Origin of the sequence: Streptomyces sp. NPDC015346, from assembly GCF_043078785.1 — a bacterium.
GTDB lineage: Bacteria > Actinomycetota > Actinomycetes > Streptomycetales > Streptomycetaceae > Streptomyces.
The window spans coordinates 748610-765291 of record NZ_JBIBTW010000002.1; the positions used below are offsets into that span (position 1 = coordinate 748610).

General features: G+C 72.5%; 14 protein-coding genes. 6 read left to right on the forward strand and 8 right to left on the reverse strand.

All coding sequences use genetic code 11. From position 1 onward, the window contains the following. Positions 1-70 precede the first annotated feature (70 nt). Positions 71-1216, reverse strand: a complete 1146-nt coding sequence (locus ACF06X_RS09360; RefSeq protein WP_392286603.1) for an acyl-CoA dehydrogenase family protein — start codon at positions 1214-1216, stop codon at positions 71-73. A 124-nt stretch (positions 1217-1340) separates the two neighbouring features. On the opposite strand from ACF06X_RS09360, the gene ACF06X_RS09365 reads away from it, so the two are divergent. The 3 genes from ACF06X_RS09365 (at position 1341) to ACF06X_RS09375 (ending at position 3018) form a co-directional block, all read left to right on the forward strand. Then, positions 1341-1946 carry a TetR/AcrR family transcriptional regulator gene (locus tag ACF06X_RS09365; protein ID WP_392286604.1) on the forward strand — a complete coding sequence of 202 codons (606 nt, stop codon included), beginning with the start codon at positions 1341-1343 and terminating at the stop codon, positions 1944-1946. A gap of 191 nt (positions 1947-2137) precedes the next feature. After that, a complete protein-coding gene (locus ACF06X_RS09370) occupies positions 2138-2785 on the forward strand; it encodes a TNT domain-containing protein (protein WP_392286907.1) in 648 nt (215 codons plus the stop codon). After that, the gene (locus tag ACF06X_RS09375) at positions 2782-3018 is read left to right on the forward strand and encodes a hypothetical protein (protein WP_392286605.1); all 237 of its coding nucleotides are present in this window, start codon (positions 2782-2784) and stop codon (positions 3016-3018) included. The genes ACF06X_RS09370 and ACF06X_RS09375 overlap by 4 nt, the downstream gene beginning before the upstream one ends. Here ACF06X_RS09375 and ACF06X_RS09380 read toward each other — a convergent pair. From ACF06X_RS09380 to ACF06X_RS09405, 6 genes are all read right to left on the reverse strand, one after another. Next, positions 3015-4253 carry a GNAT family N-acetyltransferase gene (locus ACF06X_RS09380; RefSeq protein ID WP_392286606.1) on the reverse strand — a complete coding sequence of 413 codons (1239 nt, stop codon included), beginning with the start codon at positions 4251-4253 and terminating at the stop codon, positions 3015-3017. The two genes, ACF06X_RS09375 and ACF06X_RS09380, sit on opposite strands and share 4 nt — an antisense overlap. Before the next feature lie 60 nt (positions 4254-4313). Next, a complete protein-coding gene (locus ACF06X_RS09385; RefSeq protein WP_392286607.1) occupies positions 4314-5462 on the reverse strand; it encodes an XdhC family protein in 1149 nt (382 codons plus the stop codon). Between the two features lie 42 nt (positions 5463-5504). After that, a complete protein-coding gene (locus ACF06X_RS09390; protein WP_392286608.1) occupies positions 5505-6980 on the reverse strand; it encodes an NCS2 family permease in 1476 nt (491 codons plus the stop codon). Positions 6981-7230: 250 nt separating this feature from the next. Next, entirely contained in the window at positions 7231-9630 is a 2400-nt protein-coding gene (locus ACF06X_RS09395; protein ID WP_392286609.1) for a xanthine dehydrogenase family protein molybdopterin-binding subunit, read from the reverse strand. 1 nt (position 9631) lies between these two features. Further along, on the reverse strand, positions 9632-10225 hold the full coding sequence (locus tag ACF06X_RS09400) for a (2Fe-2S)-binding protein (protein ID WP_392286610.1): 594 nt from the start codon (positions 10223-10225) through the stop codon (positions 9632-9634). Positions 10226-10227: 2 nt separating this feature from the next. Then, positions 10228-11118, reverse strand: a complete 891-nt coding sequence (locus tag ACF06X_RS09405) for an FAD binding domain-containing protein (RefSeq protein ID WP_392286611.1) — start codon at positions 11116-11118, stop codon at positions 10228-10230. Between the two features lie 311 nt (positions 11119-11429). Here ACF06X_RS09405 and ACF06X_RS09410 point away from each other — a divergent pair, with 311 nt between their 5' ends. From ACF06X_RS09410 to ACF06X_RS09420, 3 genes are all read left to right on the forward strand, one after another. Further along, the gene (locus ACF06X_RS09410) at positions 11430-13124 is read left to right on the forward strand and encodes a PucR family transcriptional regulator (RefSeq protein ID WP_392286612.1); all 1695 of its coding nucleotides are present in this window, start codon (positions 11430-11432) and stop codon (positions 13122-13124) included. Between the two features lie 318 nt (positions 13125-13442). Then, positions 13443-13646, forward strand: a complete 204-nt coding sequence (locus ACF06X_RS09415; RefSeq protein WP_392286613.1) for a hypothetical protein — start codon at positions 13443-13445, stop codon at positions 13644-13646. Positions 13647-13823: 177 nt separating this feature from the next. Next, entirely contained in the window at positions 13824-14612 is a 789-nt protein-coding gene (locus tag ACF06X_RS09420; RefSeq protein ID WP_392286614.1) for a hypothetical protein, read from the forward strand. A 72-nt stretch (positions 14613-14684) separates the two neighbouring features. On the opposite strand, the gene ACF06X_RS09425 is transcribed toward ACF06X_RS09420, so the two are convergent. Then, complete coding sequence (locus ACF06X_RS09425; protein ID WP_392286615.1) at positions 14685-16634, reverse strand: WD40 repeat domain-containing protein; 1950 nt, start codon at positions 16632-16634, stop codon at positions 14685-14687. Between the last annotated feature and the right edge of the window lie 48 nt (positions 16635-16682).

Here is a 16682-nt window from a genome sequence, read left to right on the forward strand (position 1 = left end):
TCCTCGATCGTGTGCGAAGGGTCGACGAGCGGATCGTCGAGCGGGAGGGCGGAGGGCGGGAGCGGGTCGGTCAGCGGGCGAGCTGGCGGCTGATGACGAGCCGCTGGATCTGGTTCGTCCCCTCGAAGATCTGCATGATCTTCGCCTCGCGCATGTAGCGCTCGACGGGGAAGTCGCGGGTGTAGCCATACCCGCCGAGGACCTGCACCGCGTCCGTGGTCACCTTCATGGCGGCGTCGGTCGCGATCAGCTTGGCGGCGCTGGCCTGGCGGCTGAAGGGGCGGCCGAGGTCCCGGCGGCGGGCCGCGTCGAGGTAGGTGGCGCGGGCGGAGTCGACGGCGGCGGCCATGTCGGCGAGGAGGAAGCCGAGCCCCTGGTGGTCGACGATCCTGCGGCCGAAGGTGGTGCGTTCGTTGGCGTACTCGACGGCGGCGGCCAGCGCCGCCTGCGCGAGCCCCGTGGCGCAGGCGGCGATGCCGAGGCGGCCGCAGTCGAGCGCGCTGAAGGCGATCTGGAGGCCCTGGCCCTCGTCGCCGATGAGCCGGTCGGCGTCGAGCAGGGCGCCGTCCCAGTGGGCGGAGGTGGTGGGGACGGCCTGGAGTCCCATCTTCCGCTCCGGCCTGCCGAAGGTGAGCCCGTCGGCCTCTCCGGGGGCGAGGAAGCAGGAGACGCCGTGGCTGCCGGGGGCGGTGCGGGCGAAGAGGGCGTAGAAGCCGGCCTTGCCGCCGTGGGTGATCCAGGCCTTGTTGCCGGTGATCCGGTACGCCGCGCCGTCGTCGGTGCGCTCGGCCTTGCAGGTCAGGGCGGCGGCGTCGGAACCGGCCTGGGGCTCAGAGAGGCTGTAGCCGCCGATGGTCTCGCCCGCGAGCATCGCGGGGAGCCAGCGCTCCTTCTGCTCGGTGGTGCCGAACGAGTGCAGGGGGTGGCAGGCGAGCGTGTGGACGCTGGTGGCGACGGCGACGGCCGCCCAGCGGGCCGCCAGCTCCTCAAGGACCTGCAGGTAGACCTCGTACGGCTGTCCTCCGCCGCCGAACTCCTCGGGGTACGCGAGGCCGAGCAGTCCGGCCTCTCCGAGGGTGGTGAAGAGACCTTCGGGGTACGTCTCGGCGGCCTCGTGCTCGTTCACGCGGGGAGAGAGCTCCTTGTCGGCGATCTCCCGGGTGAGGGCGATGAGGTCCGCTGCCTCGGGGGTGGGAAGCAGGCGGTCGACATCCATGGCGACTCCAGTGACACTCAGCGCCGCCGAAGCGGTACTGGGGGCGGTACGGCAGTACCGTTGAGAGTAGCGCAGAAGGGTGCTGCCGTAACCCCCTGAACAGGTCGACCGGCATACTGTTCGGGTGATCGAGACCTCAGCCACCAACGCTCCGAAGCTGACGGGCCGCGGCGCGGCCCGCCGGTCCGCCCTGTTCGAGGAGCTGGTGGCCCTCCTGGTCGGCGAGGGCTTCGCCCAGCTGACGCTGGACGATCTCGCCGCCCGGCTGCGCTGCTCCAAGCGCACCCTGTACGGCCTGGCGGGCAGCAAGGAGCAGCTTGTCCGGGCGGCCGTGGTCCACTTCTTCCGGCGGGCGACCACACGGGTGGAGGCGGTCCTGGCGGCGGAGACGGAACCGGCGGAGCGCCTGGCGGCGTATCTGCGCGCGGTCGCGGCGGAGCTGGCCCCGGTCTCCCCCCGGTTCTTCGACGACGTCGCCGCCTTTGAACCGGCCGCCGAGGTGTACGAACGCAACACGCGGGCGGCGGCGGGCCGGGTGCAGCAGCTGATCGAGGAGGGCGTGACCGCGGGCGTCTTCCGCGAGGTCCATGTGACCTTCGCGGCCGATGTCATCGCCTCCGTCATGGTCCGCATCCAGCAACGGCAGGTCGCCGCGGCGACCGGGCTCGCGGACGCGGAGGCGTACGAGCAGCTGGCGGAGCTGCTCCTGAACGGACTGCGCAAGGGCTGAACGGCCTAAGGGGCCGGCCGACCCCTCCCGCCGGATCCTGGCCCATCCCGACGTCACCGTAGGTCACTCTCCGCAGGCGATCCACTACTGTGTGCGGCGCATCGACCATGCCGTGCCACACCACGAGACACAGGGAGATCCGCGTGGAGCGCAGCCGTACCGACCTGAGGATCCGTGCCGTACTCGCCGCGATGGGCGTCACCGTCGCCCTGGCGACGGCCCCCGCGGCGCAGGCCGCACCCGCACCCGCACCCGCCCCCGCCGGGAGCTACGCGCCGCCCGCGCCGTGCACCGGCGAGTTCGAGGGCGACAAGCGGCTCGGCCCGGCGCACCTGCCGAAGAAGAAGCAGGCGCCGGTGGGCCCGCTGCTCCATCACTACGAGCGGACCGGAAAGCTCTCCTCGGCGGACTTCCTGAAGAAGTACTGGGAGGGCCCGGCTGACACCGGCAGCTGGAAGTACCCGCCGAACGACGGCTTCGCGGAGGTCAACGGCGAGCTGGACAAGGGGCCGGACGTCCTGCAGGTGGGCGAGCGGCTGGACCGCTTCGGCTCCGAGTACGGCGCGTACCTCGCCCCGGCCGGTGATCCGTACACCAAGCGCGCGCTGCCCCCGCAGAACCTCAACACCCGGGACGCGGCCTTCCCCTGCGACTACCACCTGTACGAGGTGACGAAGCAGTTCATCGTCTGGGCGGGCGGGATCGCGCCCTGGTTCGAGCAGCCGGGCGGCGGCCGCCAGATCAAGCTGGACCCGGTCTTCCTGAACCCGGGCGAGGGGCAGCGGCTGAACGTGAAGTGGCTCCTCGATCACGGTTATCTGAAGTCCGTCACCGCGTGAACCGAACCGCCCTGGCCAGGGCACTCCGCGAGGCCGGGGTGCCCGACGGCCACTACTGGATCGAGGGCGTCCACGAACCGGCGCCCACCCCGCCGGACTTCGTCTACCTGCGCACCGCGCCGGGCGGCGGGGGCTGGGAGACGGGCGTGTACGAGCGGGGCGGCCACGAGCCGGTGGCCACCCACGCCACCGAGGCGGAGGCCTGCGCGCATCTGCGTGGCCTCATCCTCTAGAACTCGTCGTCGGTGTGCGGGAGTCGGGCCGTGCGCAGGGCCGTGTCGAACGTCTCGGCCGCGCCCGGGATGTGTTCCTCCACCAGGCCCGCGGCGACCAGGTCCACGACCCGGGTGCCGCCGAGGCAGCAGGCGGCGAGGTCCCGTACGTCGAGGGCGAGATCGGCCGGGTCGACGGTCGGCTCGTACCGTGCGCCGCGACCGCCGCCGGCACCGCCGGCGCCCGCGTCCGTCGTGAGGCGGAAGCGGCCGGAGTTGGCCGGGATCCGGCTGTCGTGCACCTCCAGGACGAGCTCGGCCGGGGCGGCCCAGCTCCGCGCGGTCAGCACCGCGCCGACGTCGATCAGCCGCACCCACAGGGCGGGGTACGTCCCGGTGACCTTCACCTGGTCGCGGTCCGCGGCGAGGAGGAGGAGCGGGTCGTCGAGCGGCCTGCCCCAGGCGCGGACGGTTTCGGTGAGGTCGATCGAGGCGAGGTAGCGCCAGAGCGCGGCGGCGACGGCCGGGGTCTCGGCCTCCACCTCGTCGACGCGGACGAGGGCGGGCGTGCCCGCGTCCTCGTTCTCGCCCTTGGTGCGGTAGACGGCGTAGCCGGCGAGCGGCTCGCCGAGGGCCACGATCCGGGGCGGGGAGAGCGCGTCGTCCTCCTCGTCCTCGTCCTGGAGCCACTCGCCGCTCCAGCGCTCCTCGTCGCGGGCGACCCGGCCGGCCCGGTGGGCGCGCGTGGACTCGTAGAACGGGCCGAGGACGGCGGGCGCGTCGGCGGGGTCGACGAGCCGCAGGGGGCGTTCGTCCGGGTCGACGCGCAGGGCGAGGGGGCGCCGGGAGTCGATCTCGACGGAGGCGCCCTGGGTGGCGGGCCCGAAGCCGAAGCGGCCGTAGATGGCGTCCTCGGAGGCCCACAGCGCGGCGATCGGCACGCCCCGCCCGGCGCACCGGTCGTACAGCTCGGCGAGCATGGCGGAGAGCACACCGCGGCGCCGGTGGGTGGGGGCGACGGAGACGAACGTCAGGCCGGGGCAGGGCAGATCGCCGCCGGGCACGGAGAGGGTGAAGTGGTGGGCGGCGATGAAGCCGACCAGCGTCTCGCCGTCGTACGCCCCGATCCGTTCGCAGGGCAGCAGCAGTTCGCGGTGGTGCTTGCGCTTCTCGTCTTCTGGACGCTCGTGGAAGACGAGGTACGCGAGGTCGAGGGCCCGGTCGATATGCGCTTCTGGTACGTCGCGAATGTCCATGTCGCGGACCCTAACGCTCCGTGCCTCCCGGCCCGGTCGGGCGGGCCGGATCCGGCCAGGTCAGGCGACGGAACCTATCCGTCCGGCGGGTTCGCGCGGGACGTCGTGGTGGATCGGGGTGTGGGCCCCCGTCAGGGAGGCGCCGGAGCCGCCGCGGCGGTTGGCGACGATCTCGGCGGCGATGGACAGGGCCGTCTCCTCCGGGGTGCGGGCGCCGAGGTCGAGGCCGATCGGGGAGCGCAGCCGGGTGAGTTCGAGTTCGGTGACGCCGACCTCGCGCAGCCGCTTGTTGCGGTCCTCGTGGGTGCGGCGGGAGCCCATCGCGCCGATGTAGGCGACGGGAAGCTTGAGGGCGGCTTCGAGGAGCGGGACGTCGAACTTGGCGTCGTGGGTGAGCACGCACAGGACGGTCCGCGCGTCGACGTCGCCGGAGGCGGCGGCCGCCTCCAGGTAGCGGTGGGGCCATTCGACGACGATCTCGTCGGCCTCGGGGAAGCGGGCCGGGGTCGCGAAGACCGGGCGGGCGTCGCAGACGGTCACGTGGTAGCCGAGGAACTTGCCGACCCGGACGAGCGCGGAGGCGAAGTCGATGGCGCCGAAGACGATCATGCGGGGGGCGGGGACGGAGGATTCGACGAGGAGGGTGAGCGGCTGGCCGCAACGGCTGCCGTCCTCGCCGATCTCCACGGTGCCGGTCCGGCCGGCGTCCAGCATCGCGTGGGCCTCGCCCGCCGCGGTGCGGTCCAGCTCGGGGTGGCCGCCGAGGCCACCCTCGTACGAGCCGTCGGGGCGGACGAGCAGCGCCCGCCCCCTCAGCTCCTCGGGCCCGGAGACGATCCGGGCCAGGGCCGCCGGCTGCTTGGCGGCCGCCGCCGCCAGCGCGGCGGGGAAGACCCCGCCGCGTACCGGCGTGACGAGAATGTCGATGACGCCGCCGCAGGTCAGACCCACGGCGAAGGCATCCTCGTCGCTGTATCCGAAGCGCTCGACGACGGTCTTGCCGTCCTCGAGGGCCTGTTGGCACAGCTCGTAGACCGCGCCCTCCACACACCCGCCGGAGACCGATCCGATCGCCGTGCCGTCGCTGTCGACGGCGAGTGCGGCGCCCGGCTGCCGGGGCGCGCTGCCGCCGACCGCCACCACGGTGGCGACGGCGAACGCGCGTCCCTGCTCGACCCACCGGTGCAGCTCTTCGGCGATGTCCAGCATGTCGAACTCCTCGATGCGTGTGGGGAGGGCGGCGGTGCGACGTCAGCCGACGCCGAGCCAGCTCTCGATCGGATGGATCGCGAAGTACACCACGAAGATCGCGGTCAGGCCCCACATGAAGGCGCCCACCTCGCGTGCCTTGCCCTGCGCCACCTTGATGACGGCGTAGGAGATGACACCGGCCGCGACACCCGTGGTGATGGTGTACGTGAACGGCATGAGGACCACGGTGAGGAACACCGGGATCGCCACGGAGCGGTCGCTCCAGTCGACGTGCTTGGCGTTCTGCATCATCATCGCGCCGATGACGACCAGGGCCGCGGAGGCGACCTCGGCGGGGACGATCGCGGTGAGCGGGGTGAAGAAGAGGCAGGCCGCGAAGAAGACGCCGGTGACGACGGAGGACAGACCCGTGCGGGCTCCCTCGCCGACGCCGGTGGCCGACTCGACGAAGACGGTCTGGCCGGAGCCGCCGACGCCGCCGCCGATGACGCCGCCGGCGCCGTCGATGAACAGGGCCTTGGAGAGGCCCGGCATGCGTCCCTTGTCGTCGGCCAGGTTGGCCTCGGAGCCGACACCGATGATGGTGGCCATGGCGTCGAAGAAGCCGGCCAGGACCAGGGTGAAGACGATCATGGTGATCGTGATGTAGCCGACGTCGCCCCAGCCGCTGAAGGACACTTCGCCGATGAGCGAGAAGTCCGGTGCGGAGACGGCGCTGCCGTTGAGCTCCGGCGCGCCGGAGAACCAGGCGCCCGCGCCCTTGGCCGGGATGTCGGCGACGGCGTTGACGATCATGGCGACGACGGTGCCCGCGACGATGCCGATGAGGATGGCGCCGGGGATGTTGCGGGCCTGGAGGGCGAAGATCAGCAGCAGGGTGACCGCGAAGATCAGTACGGGCCAGCCCTGGAGTTCACCGAGGGGGCCGAGGGTGACCGGGCCGCCGCCGGGCGAGGGGTTCTCGTGGACGAAGCCGGCCTTGACGAAGCCGATGATCGCGATGAAGAGGCCGATGCCTATGGTGATCGCGTGCTTGATCGCCAGCGGGATCGCGTTCATGATCATCTCACGGAGGCCGGTGACGACCAGGAGACAGATGATCACACCGTAGGCCACACACATGGCCATGGCCTGCGGCCAGGTCATGACGGAGATGACCTGCGAGGAGAGCACGCCGGAGACGCTGAGACCGGCTGCCAGGGCGAGCGGGACCTTGCCCCAGAAGCCCATGAGCAGAGTGGTCACAGCGGCGGCCAGAGCAGTCGCCGTGATGAGTGCGGGCTGGCTGAGGACGTTGCCTTCAACGTCCTTGCCGCCGAGGATCAGAGGGTTGAGGAGGAGAATGTACGCCATCGCCATGAAGGTGGTGACGCCGCCGCGGATCTCCGTCGCGACGGAGGATCCTCTCTCCGAGATGTGAAAGTACCGGTCGAGCCAAGAGCGGCCGGCGGGGACGTTCGAGCCGGGGCCCGCGTCCTCCGAGGCGGTCTTGGGCTCCACTGACGACTGGGTCATGGGGCCTACTCCCAAGGTTCAAAGGGGCACCCGCGTAAGACTGGGAAGTCAGACAAGCCTGCGGGATTTGGGATGCTGCGTGGGCTGCACGACCCGGGGGACGGCCCGAGACGAACTGGGTGAATCAGTGACGCTGGTACTGCGGGTACTGCGGTACTACGGGGGTGGTGCGGGTACTGCCGGGTTGCTCCGGGCGGTGCGGGCTGGGGAAGTGTGACGTTCCTGGGAGGCACGCACCGCCCGGAGAGTCCTACAGGGTGCCGGTGAGCGCCTCGGGGCGGACCGGCGTCTTGTTGAGCTCCAGGCCCGTCGCGTTCCGGATCGCCGCGAGGACGGCCGGGGTGGACGACAGGGTCGGGGCCTCACCGATGCCGCGTACTCCGTACGGGGCGTTCGGGTCCGCCAGCTCGAGGTAGTCGACCGGGATGGTCGGCGTGTCGAGGATGGTGGGGATCAGGTAGTCCGTGAAGGACGGGTTCTTCACCTTCGCGGTCTTCGGGTCGACGATGATCTCCTCCATCACCGCGACGCCCAGGCCCTGGGTGGTTCCACCCTGGATCTGGCCGACCACGGAGAGGGGGTTGACCGCCTTGCCGACGTCCTGGGCGCAGGCCAGTTCGATGACCTTGACCAGGCCGAGCTCGGTGTCGACCTCCACCACCGCGCGGTGCGCGGCGAAGGCGTACTGGACGTGGCCGTTGCCCTGTCCGGTGACGAGGTCGAAGGCCTGGGTGGGGCGGTGCCGGAACTCCTCCTCCACCTCCACGACCTGGTCCTCGAGGACGTCCGCGATGGTGGCGAGGGCCTCGCCGCCGTCGGTGACGACCTTGCCGCCCTCCAGGAGGAGTTCGGCGTTGGCCCACGCCGGGTGGTACGAACCGAACTTGCGCCGGCCGATCTCCAGGACCTTCTCGCGGACGATCTCGCAGGAGTTCTTGATGGCGCCGCCGGTCATGTACGTCTGGCGGCCCGCGGAGGTCGAACCGGCCGAGCCCACCTGGGTGTCGGCGGGGGCGATGGTCACCTGCTGGACGCCCAGCTCCGTGCGGGCGATCTGGGCGTGGATGGTGACACCACCCTGGCCGACCTCCGCCATGGCCGTGTGGACCGTGGCGACCGGCTCGCCGTTGATGACCTCCATGCGGATCTTGGCGGTCGAGTAGTCGTCGAAGCCCTCGGAGAAGCCGACGTTCTTGATGCCGACCGCGTAGCCGACACCGCGGACGACGCCCTCGCCGTGGCTGGTGTTGGACAGGCCGCCCGGCAGCGCGCGGACGTCCGCGCCCTCGCCGGCGGTCTCCCACTGGCGCTCCGGCGGCATCGGGCGGGCCTTGACGCGGCGCAGCAGCTCGGCGACCGGGGCCGGGGAGTCGACCGGCTGGCCGGTCGGCATGATCGTGCCCTGCTCCATGGCGTTGATCTGGCGGAACTCCACCGGGTCCATGTCGAGCTTGGCGGCGAGCTTGTCCATCTGGGCCTCGTAGGCGAAGCACGCCTGGACCGCGCCGAAGCCGCGCATGGCGCCGCAGGGCGGGTTGTTGGAGTAGAGGCCGATCGCCTCGATCTGCACGTCGTCGATGACGTACGGGCCGACCGAGAGGGAGGCGGCGTTGCCGACGACCGAGGCCGTGGACGACGCGTAGGCGCCGCCGTCGAGCACGATCTTGCACTTCATGTGCGTGAGCTTGCCGTCCTTGGTGGCGCCGTGCTCGTAGTAGAGCTTCGCCGGGTGCCGGTGGACGTGCCCGAAGAAGGACTCGTAACGGTTGTAGACCATCTTCACCGGCTTGCCGGTGCGCAGGGCCAGCACGGAGGCGAGGATCTGCATCGAGATGTCCTCGCGGCCGCCGAACGCGCCGCCGACGCCGGCCATCGTCATACGGACCTTCTCCTCGGGCAGGCCGAGGCAGGGCGCGATCTGCTTGAGGTCCGAGTGCAGCCACTGGGTGGCGACGTACAGGTCGACACCGCCGTCCTCGGCGGGCACCGCGAGGCCGGACTCCGGGCCGAGGAAGGCCTGGTCCTGCATGCCGAAGGTGTACTCGCCCTTGACGATGACGTCGGCGCGCTTGGCGGCCTCGTCGGCGTTGCCGCGGATGATCGGCTGGCGGTGCACGATGTTGGGGTGCGGCACGTGGCCGGCGTGGTGGTCGTCCCGGTTCTCGTGGACCAGGATCGCGTCCGGGGCGAGCGCCGAGGCCTCATCGGTGATGAGGGGCAGCTCCCGGTACTCGATCTTGATCTTCGCGGCGGCGCGGCGCGCGGTCTCCGGGTGGTCGGCGGCCACGAGGGCGACCGGCTCACCGTGGTGACGGACCTTGCCGTAGGCCAGGACCGGGGTGTCCTGGAACTCCATGCCGTAGTTCTTCGCGGCCGGCAGGTCCTCGTGCGTCAGAACGGCGTAGACGCCGTCCATCGTGAGGGCCTCGGAGGTGTCGATTGACACGATCTCGGCGTGCGCGACCGTGGACCGCAGGATCTGGCCCCACAGCATGTCCTCGTGCCACATGTCCGAGGAGTAGGCGAACTCGCCGGTGACCTTGAGAGTGCCGTCCGGGCGGAGGGTGGACTCGCCGACGCCGCCCTTGGTGTGGTTCTGGGTGACCTCGGTGGGCGTGCCCACCGGAACGGTGCGTGTGTTCTGAGCCATGTCAGACCGCCTCTCCCTGGCGCTCCTGGCGAGCGGCCGCGAGGCGGACCGCGTCGAGGATCTTCTCGTAACCCGTGCAGCGGCAGAGGTTGCCGGAGAGCGCCTCGCGGATGTCCGCGTCCGTCGGGGACGGGTTGCGCTCCAGCATCTCGTCGGCCGCGACCAGCAGACCGGGGGTGCAGAAGCCGCACTGCACGGCGCCGGCGTCGATGAACGCCTGCTGGATCGGGGACAGCTCGATGCCCTCGCCGGTCTGCGAGTCCTGGCCGGGCTTGGCCTCCCACTTCTTGGCCGCGTCGAGCGGGGTGCCGCAGGCGCCGGAGGCACAGCCGTGCTCCTCGCGCTGCTTGGCGTACTCCGCCAGGCCCTCGACGGTGACGACCTCGCGGCCCTCGACCTGACCAGCCGCGACGAGACAGGAGCAGACCGGCACGCCGTCGAGACGGACGGTGCAGGAACCGCACTCGCCCTGCTCGCAGGCGTTCTTGGAGCCGGGCAGACCCAGGCGCTCACGCAGGACGTAGAGGAGGGACTCGCCCTCCCAGACGTCGTCGGCTTCCTGCCGACGACCGTTGACGGTGAAGTTGACGCGCATGGTTATGCAGCTCCCTCAAGCGTGCGGCCGGCGCCGCGGTACTGCTCCCAGGTCCAGCCGAGCTGGCGGCGAGCCATGATTCCGACGGCGTGGCGGCGGTACTTGGCGGTGCCTCGGACGTCGTCGATGGGGTTGGCGGCCGCCGAGCAGAGGTCGGCGAACTGCTTGGCGATCGACGGGGTGATGATCTTGCCGTTGTCCCAGAAGCCGCCCTCTTCCAGGGCCGCGTTCAGGAACTCCTCGGCCTCCTTGGCGCGGATCGGGGTCGGCGCGGCCGAACCGATGCCGGTGCGCACGGTCCGGGTCTCCGGGTGGAGGGCCAGGCCGAAGGCGCAGACGGCGATGACCATCGCGTTGCGGGTGCCGACCTTGGAGTACTGCTGGGGGCCGTCCGCCTTCTTGATGTGGACGGTCTTGATGAGCTCGTCGGGCTGGAGCGCGTTGCGCTTCACGCCCGTGTAGAACTCGTCGATCGGGATGAACCGGTTGCCGCGCACCGACTCGACCTCGACCTCGGCACCGGCGGCGAGCAGCGCGGGGTGCGCGTCACCGGCCGGGGACGCGGTGCCCAGGTTGCCGCCGACGCCGCCGCGGTTGCGGATCTGCGGCGAGGCCACCGTGTGCGAGGCGAGCGCCAGGCCCGGCAGCTCGGCCCGCAGCTCCTCCATGATCTGGGTGTACGGAACGGAGGCGCCGAGGCGGACGTTCTCCTCGCCGACCTCCCACTCGCGCAGGAGCTCGATACGGTTCAGGTCCAGGAGGTACTCGGGACGCCGGTGGTCGAAGTTGATCTCGACCATGATGTCGGTGCCACCGGCGATGGGCACGGCCGTGGGGTGCTCGGCCTTGGCGGCGAGCGCCTCCTCCCAGCTGGCGGGGCGAAGGAAGTCCATGGTGGCTCTCTTCTAGTGCTTCTAGTGATCGGGGTCCGTCGCGCGGGCCCGGGGGGACGGCCGGCCCTTCGACTTCGATTTCGTGTTCACGTGCTGTTCACGATGTGTGGCCTAGTACACAAGCCAGGTCTCGCCCGGGTGCAGTCACCGAAAACATGAAGGAGTTGGCTGGTGACCTTCCTCGTCTTGTAGATTCGAACGAAAGGCGAGGCTCAGTAACCTCGCCGTTTCCCCCTGGAAACGGTGGCACCGGGCCACCGACGACAACGCGACAGTTTTCGCGAACGACGAGAAGGAACGGCGGCGACGAGATGCGGCTGCGCGCACTGCTGGAAACCGACGCGCTGGGGCTGCGCCTGCTCGGCGGTGAGGACGAGCTGGACCGCTCCGTGCGGGGCGTGATGACGACCGACCTGAAGGACCCCAGCCGGTATCTCTCGGGAGGTGAGCTGGTCCTCACCGGGCTCGCCTGGTATCGGGTGCCGGAGGACGCGGAGCCGTTCGTCCGGATTCTCGCCTCCGCCGGGGTCGCCGGGCTCGCGGCCGGCGAGGCGGAGCTCGGGGACATCCCCGACGATCTCGTACAGGCGTGTTCGCGCCATCGGCTGCCGCTGTTCGCAGTGAACGAATCCGTTGCGTTCGCGACGATCACCGAGCACGTTGTTCGACAGGTCTCCGGTGAGCGGGCGGGAGACCTGGCGGCCGTCGTAGACCGCCACCGGCGCCTCATGACCTCCGGTCCCGCGGGCGGCGGCCCCGAGGTCGTCCTCGACCTCCTCGGCTCCGACCTGGACCTGCGGGCCTGGGTCCTGTCCCCCACCGGCCGCCAGATCGCGGGTGCCGGGGCGCCGCTGGAGAGCGGCCTCGCCGCCACCCTGGCGGGCGAGCACCTGGCCGCCACGAGGACCGGCCGGCGCGGGCCGCACCGGCTGACCACCGGCGGAACCACGTTCTCCCTCTTCCCGATCCGCAACACCGGGCGCGGCGCCGCGCCCGCCTCGCGCGACGTGCGCGAGACGGTGCTCTCGGACTGGCTGCTGGCCGTCGAGGCGGACGCGAGCGACTGGCCGGCGGCCCGGCTCGACCTGCTGCAGGGCGTCACGCAGCTGATCGCGGTCGAACGGGACCGGCGGGACGCGGCGCGTACGGTACGGCGCCGGCTCGCGCAGGAGGTCCTCGAACTGGTCCAGACGGGCGCCGCGCCCGCCGAGATCGCCGCACGCCTGCGGGTGGCCGCGCCCGTGCTGCTGCCGGGGCTCGGGACCGCGCCGCACTGGCAGGTCGTCGTGGCGCGCGTGGAGTGGGACCCGGAGAGCGGGTCGGGCGTCGTGGACGGCGGTCCGATCGCCCAGGCGCTCCTTGAGGAGATCCTGGTCGACCCGGCGACCGTGGGCGCCGACTCCGCCGACCGGATCGCCGTCGCCCACCACGGCGACGAGGCCATCGCCCTGGTCCCGCTGCCCGCCGGTCCGCTCCCGGACAGCGAGGACGAGGGCCAGGTCGCCGAGATCGGCCTGCACGCCGACGCGCTGCTCGCGGCGGTACGGGAGCCGCTGTCGTCCGGCCTGGACGGCGACGGGCGCCTCACCCTGGGCGTCAGCGCGGCCGTCCACTCGGCGGAGGGCCTGCGGGGCGCCCTGGAGGAGGCCCGCCACGCCCGCCGCGTCGCCGCCGCCCGCCCGGGCCGCGTCTGCGCGGCCGGCCACCACGAACTGGCCTCCCACGTCCTGCTCCTCCCGTTCGTCCCGGACGACGTCCGCCGCGCCTTCACGGCCCGCCTCCTGGACCCGCTCCGCGACTACGACCGGCGCCACCGCGCGGAACTCATCCCGACCCTGGAAGCCTTCCTCGACTGCGACGGCTCCTGGACCCGCTGCGCGACGCGCCTGCACCTGCATGTGAACACCCTGCGCTACCGAGTGGGCAGGATCGAGCAACTGACGGGCAGGGACTTGTCGCGTCTGGAGGACAAGCTGGACTTCTTCCTGGCGCTGCGGATGAGCTGATCTTTGAGGGGGGTGGGGCCGGGCGGGGGCTGAGTCGGGGGCTGGGGCCCCGCGCGGCGCCGCGCGGGGGCGCGCGGCGCCGGGGAGGCTGGCGCGCCTCCGGGGGCGCTTCCCCCGGCCGGGACGGCGAGACTCGCGGCGCCGTCGGTGGGCGCTTGCCCCGGCCGGAACGGCGAGGCTCGCGGCGCCTTCGGGTGGTCCCTGGTCCGGCCGGGGCCACCACCACCTGCGGCTGGACCCGGTCCGCCGCACCCTTGGTCCCGCGTCCGCGGCGGGCCTGCGGACCTGGGGCGCGGCAGCCTGCCGCTGCCCGCCCCGGTGGGCGGCACGCCGTGGGACGGCGGCCAGCGGCGGGTGCTCGCGGCCTCGCCGGGCGACGCGTACACCGCCGTCACCCGTGGCGGTCACGGCGAGATTCATCTCTTCGAGGGAGAGCGCACCCCGACCGTGCGGAAGATGCCGACACCTCTGGACGACGGCGGGCATCTCGCCCTGTTCGCGCCGGGCGACGGAGCCCAGTAAGACCGGGTCGGCCGCTGAGCCGACGCGGTCACCGTGTCCGTATACCGGATGAACACACGGCACTTGTGAAATGATTCACCTGACCCCTTGGCCCGGCCCACCCCTTCGTGCTGAGATGCGAGCCTGACTCAACAGCTCAATGGCGCGCTCGGGGAGGGCAATGTGGCGGACACCGCCATGTCTGGTTCCGAAACAACGGGTGGCGACGATCCGTCCCTTGCCTACGGCAGGGCGACCCCCATGGAGACCGCCATATGGCGGCTGCGCTCACGAGGCTGCTGGACGGACGCCGCGGCGCTGCTCCTGCCCCGCGCGGCCGAGCCGGCCGCGGCGCTGGAGCGGGCGGCGCTGCTGATCGAACGCTGTCTGTACACCGAACAGGGCTGGGCGGAGGCGGAGGAGGCGCTCCGGGCGGCCGAGGCGGTCGCACAGAGCGACGAGGAGCGCGGGGCGGCGGCGTGCGAACGGGGCTATCTCGCCTACGCGTCGACACTGCTGGGCGTACGGGACCGGGCGGACGAGGCGACGGCCGCGCTCGGCCGCGCGGCGGCGCTGATCGGCCCCTCGGCGGAGGGGCGGCCACTGCTCGACTACCGGCGGGGCCTTGTCGCCCAGAACATCGGGGACTCCCCGCAGGCGGCCCGCGCCGCCTACCGTCGCGCCCACGCGGGAGCGGCGGCCCAGGGCGACTCCCTGCTGCTCTCCTCCACCTGGCGCCATCTCGCCGGACTCGCCCTGCGCGAGGGCGAGTTGGCGGAGGCGCGGCATGGCTTCGCGGAGTCGCTGCGGATCCGTGAGGAGCTCGGCTACCTGGTGGGCACGGCTCCGGCGCTGACCGCTCTCGCCGGCACGGAGACCGAGCCGGAGGCGGGGCGCCTGCGGGCGGAGGCGGCGCGCCTCTTCCGGCTCCTGGGCGGGGTGCCGACCTGGCTCGCGACCCAGCTGGCGCCTCAGACGGCGGCTTGAGGGTCGGTCCCGTAGTGTGACGGGGCGTCACCAGCCTTGGCGTGACGCCCTGTCCGGCGAATCGGCGCTTCGTCACTTCCTCCCATATAGCGCCCTGTCCAGGCGGACCAGCGCTTCGTCCATGCCCACGACGACGCCTCCGTCCTCGCTCAGCGTCACCGCGCGGACGGGCGGGCCGGGGCGGAAGGAGAGCCGGTCCTCCGTGTCGAGCAGGCGGAGTTCGACCAGGCCGTCGGCCCAGGCGATCACCAGGGCAGGGCCCTCGGGAGTCGGGGCGGCGGCCAACGCCACGACGGGCGTGGGGCGTTCGGCGAGCGGCTCCGGGTGCGGGTCCTGGCCCGGGATCCACCGGCGCACCGTGCCGTCGAGGCCGCCGCTGCAGAGGAAGGGCGCGGGCGTCTCGACGGCGGTCACGGCCGTGACCCGGCCGCTGTGCAGCGCCGCCTGGTGGATGCCGGTCAGACCGAAGGCGTGCACGGATCCGAGCCGGTCCCCCACCACCACGGAACCGCTGATCGCGGCGAGCGCCGTACCGGGGTGCCGGGTGAGGGTCGCGGTGACGGCGGCGGTGAGCCGCTCCAGATAGGGCGGGCGCGGCGCCGGTCCGTGGACGGTGTGCAGCCGGCCCCGCTCGTCCAGGAGGAGGACGCTGCCGTCCGGCACGGGCGCCAGCGCCTCGACCCGGCCCGCCGGGCTCGTGAGCGGCTCCCCTACGGGGGTGGCGTCGGCCGGGTCGAGGAGCCGTACGGTGCCGTTCGGGCCGCCCACGAGCAGCCGGTCGCCGATCGCGGCGAGGGCGGTGACGGGGCCGGGCCAGGGAGGGGTCAGGTCGCCACGGACCCGTGACCACCTCACCCGCCATGGCTCGTCGGCGGCCAGCTCCTCCAGGGCCGGCCGCAGCCGGGGATCGGCGCCGTCCCCGAGGGCGGCGCGCAGGACGAGGGCGCGCGTGGCGGGTTCCTGGTCTCGTGAGAGGGACTGCCCGGCGCGCAGCCAGGCGGCGCGCAGCCCGCCGTGGTCGTTCTCGGCCTCCGCCACGTAGCGGGCGGTCACCTGCCGCGGATCCGCCCGGCAGACGGCGACGGGGTCGGCCGGGTCCAACTCGACGTGGGTCGGGTGGGGTTGAGGCCGAGTGACGGGGCCGGACGCGGGCGTCGCGAGGCCGGACGGGTCCAACCCGAGCCCCTCCCCTCTCGGTTGCGACTCCTGCTCTCCACCCCGCCCGGCCGGCCGGGGCGTGCGGGCGTCCGGGGCTCCTCCGGGTTCCTCAGACTCTGCGAGCTCCGGGGGCTCCGGGGGCTCCGCGAACGCCTGGGCATCCCGAGGCTCGGCAACCTCCCCGGGCTCGGGAAAGTCCGCACTCGCCCCGGCGGTTCGGCCGGCGCCTCGGGTTCCTCCAGCCTCTCCGGCCGCACCGAGGTCCCGGGAGTCGCCGACGGCCGTTCGGGGCTGTCCGGGCTCGTCGGACTCGCCGAAGTCCCGGGCAGCACCGAGGTCGATGACCGTGGCGCGGCAGGCCGTCAGGAGTGCGTGCGACGGCGTTCCCGTGCGGGTCTCGACGACCAGGCGGATTCGGCCGAGAGCGGCGAGTTCCGCGATCAGTTCGGCGAGGGCGTCCGGTTCGGCGGCGGCGTGCAGGTCCGGGAGGAGGAGCGTCGCGCGGCGCGTTTCGGTGGTGGCGAGCACGTGGATCAGCTCGCCCGGCGTTCTGGCCACGACGCCGAGGCGGTCGGCGATCACCCAGGCCGCGCCGAGCGCGCTCTGGCCCGCCAGTGGGACCACGGTCCGAGCCGCGCGCTTGCGGCGCGGTCCGGAGCGACCACCGGATCGACCGCCGGGGCGCCTGCCGGAGCGGCCGCCCGATCGCGTGCCGTGTGCGGCGAACCAGGCGAGCAGCGCGGACTTGCCCGTTCCTGGCCCGCCCGTGACCAGGCAGAGGCGGGGAGCGTCCGGGTCGGTGAGCCAGCCCAGCAAGGCCGCGGCCTGGGCCTCCGTACCGGCGGCGGATCCGAATCCGGTCACGGGCACCCTCGCGCCGGGGTCGGGGTCACGGACGGCATGGGACACCTC

Bases quoted from the DNA above. Each gene is read 5' to 3' on its own strand.
- ACF06X_RS09370 (WP_392286907.1), top strand. From the start codon at position 2,138: ATGGGCGTCACCGTCGCCCTGGCGACGGCCCCCGCGGCGCAGGCCGCA.
- ACF06X_RS09360 (WP_392286603.1), bottom strand. From the start codon at position 1,216: ATGGATGTCGACCGCCTGCTTCCCACCCCCGAGGCAGCGGACCTCATC.
- ACF06X_RS09405 (WP_392286611.1), bottom strand. From the start codon at position 11,118: ATGGACTTCCTTCGCCCCGCCAGCTGGGAGGAGGCGCTCGCCGCCAAG.
- ACF06X_RS09410 (WP_392286612.1), top strand. From the start codon at position 11,430: ATGCGGCTGCGCGCACTGCTGGAAACCGACGCGCTGGGGCTGCGCCTG.
- ACF06X_RS09420 (WP_392286614.1), top strand. From the start codon at position 13,824: ATGTCTGGTTCCGAAACAACGGGTGGCGACGATCCGTCCCTTGCCTAC.
- ACF06X_RS09380 (WP_392286606.1), bottom strand. From the start codon at position 4,253: ATGGACATTCGCGACGTACCAGAAGCGCATATCGACCGGGCCCTCGAC.
- ACF06X_RS09395 (WP_392286609.1), bottom strand. From the start codon at position 9,630: ATGGCTCAGAACACACGCACCGTTCCGGTGGGCACGCCCACCGAGGTC.
- ACF06X_RS09385 (WP_392286607.1), bottom strand. From the start codon at position 5,462: ATGCTGGACATCGCCGAAGAGCTGCACCGGTGGGTCGAGCAGGGACGC.
- ACF06X_RS09400 (WP_392286610.1), bottom strand. From the start codon at position 10,225: ATGCGCGTCAACTTCACCGTCAACGGTCGTCGGCAGGAAGCCGACGAC.
- ACF06X_RS09390 (WP_392286608.1), bottom strand. From the start codon at position 6,980: ATGACCCAGTCGTCAGTGGAGCCCAAGACCGCCTCGGAGGACGCGGGC.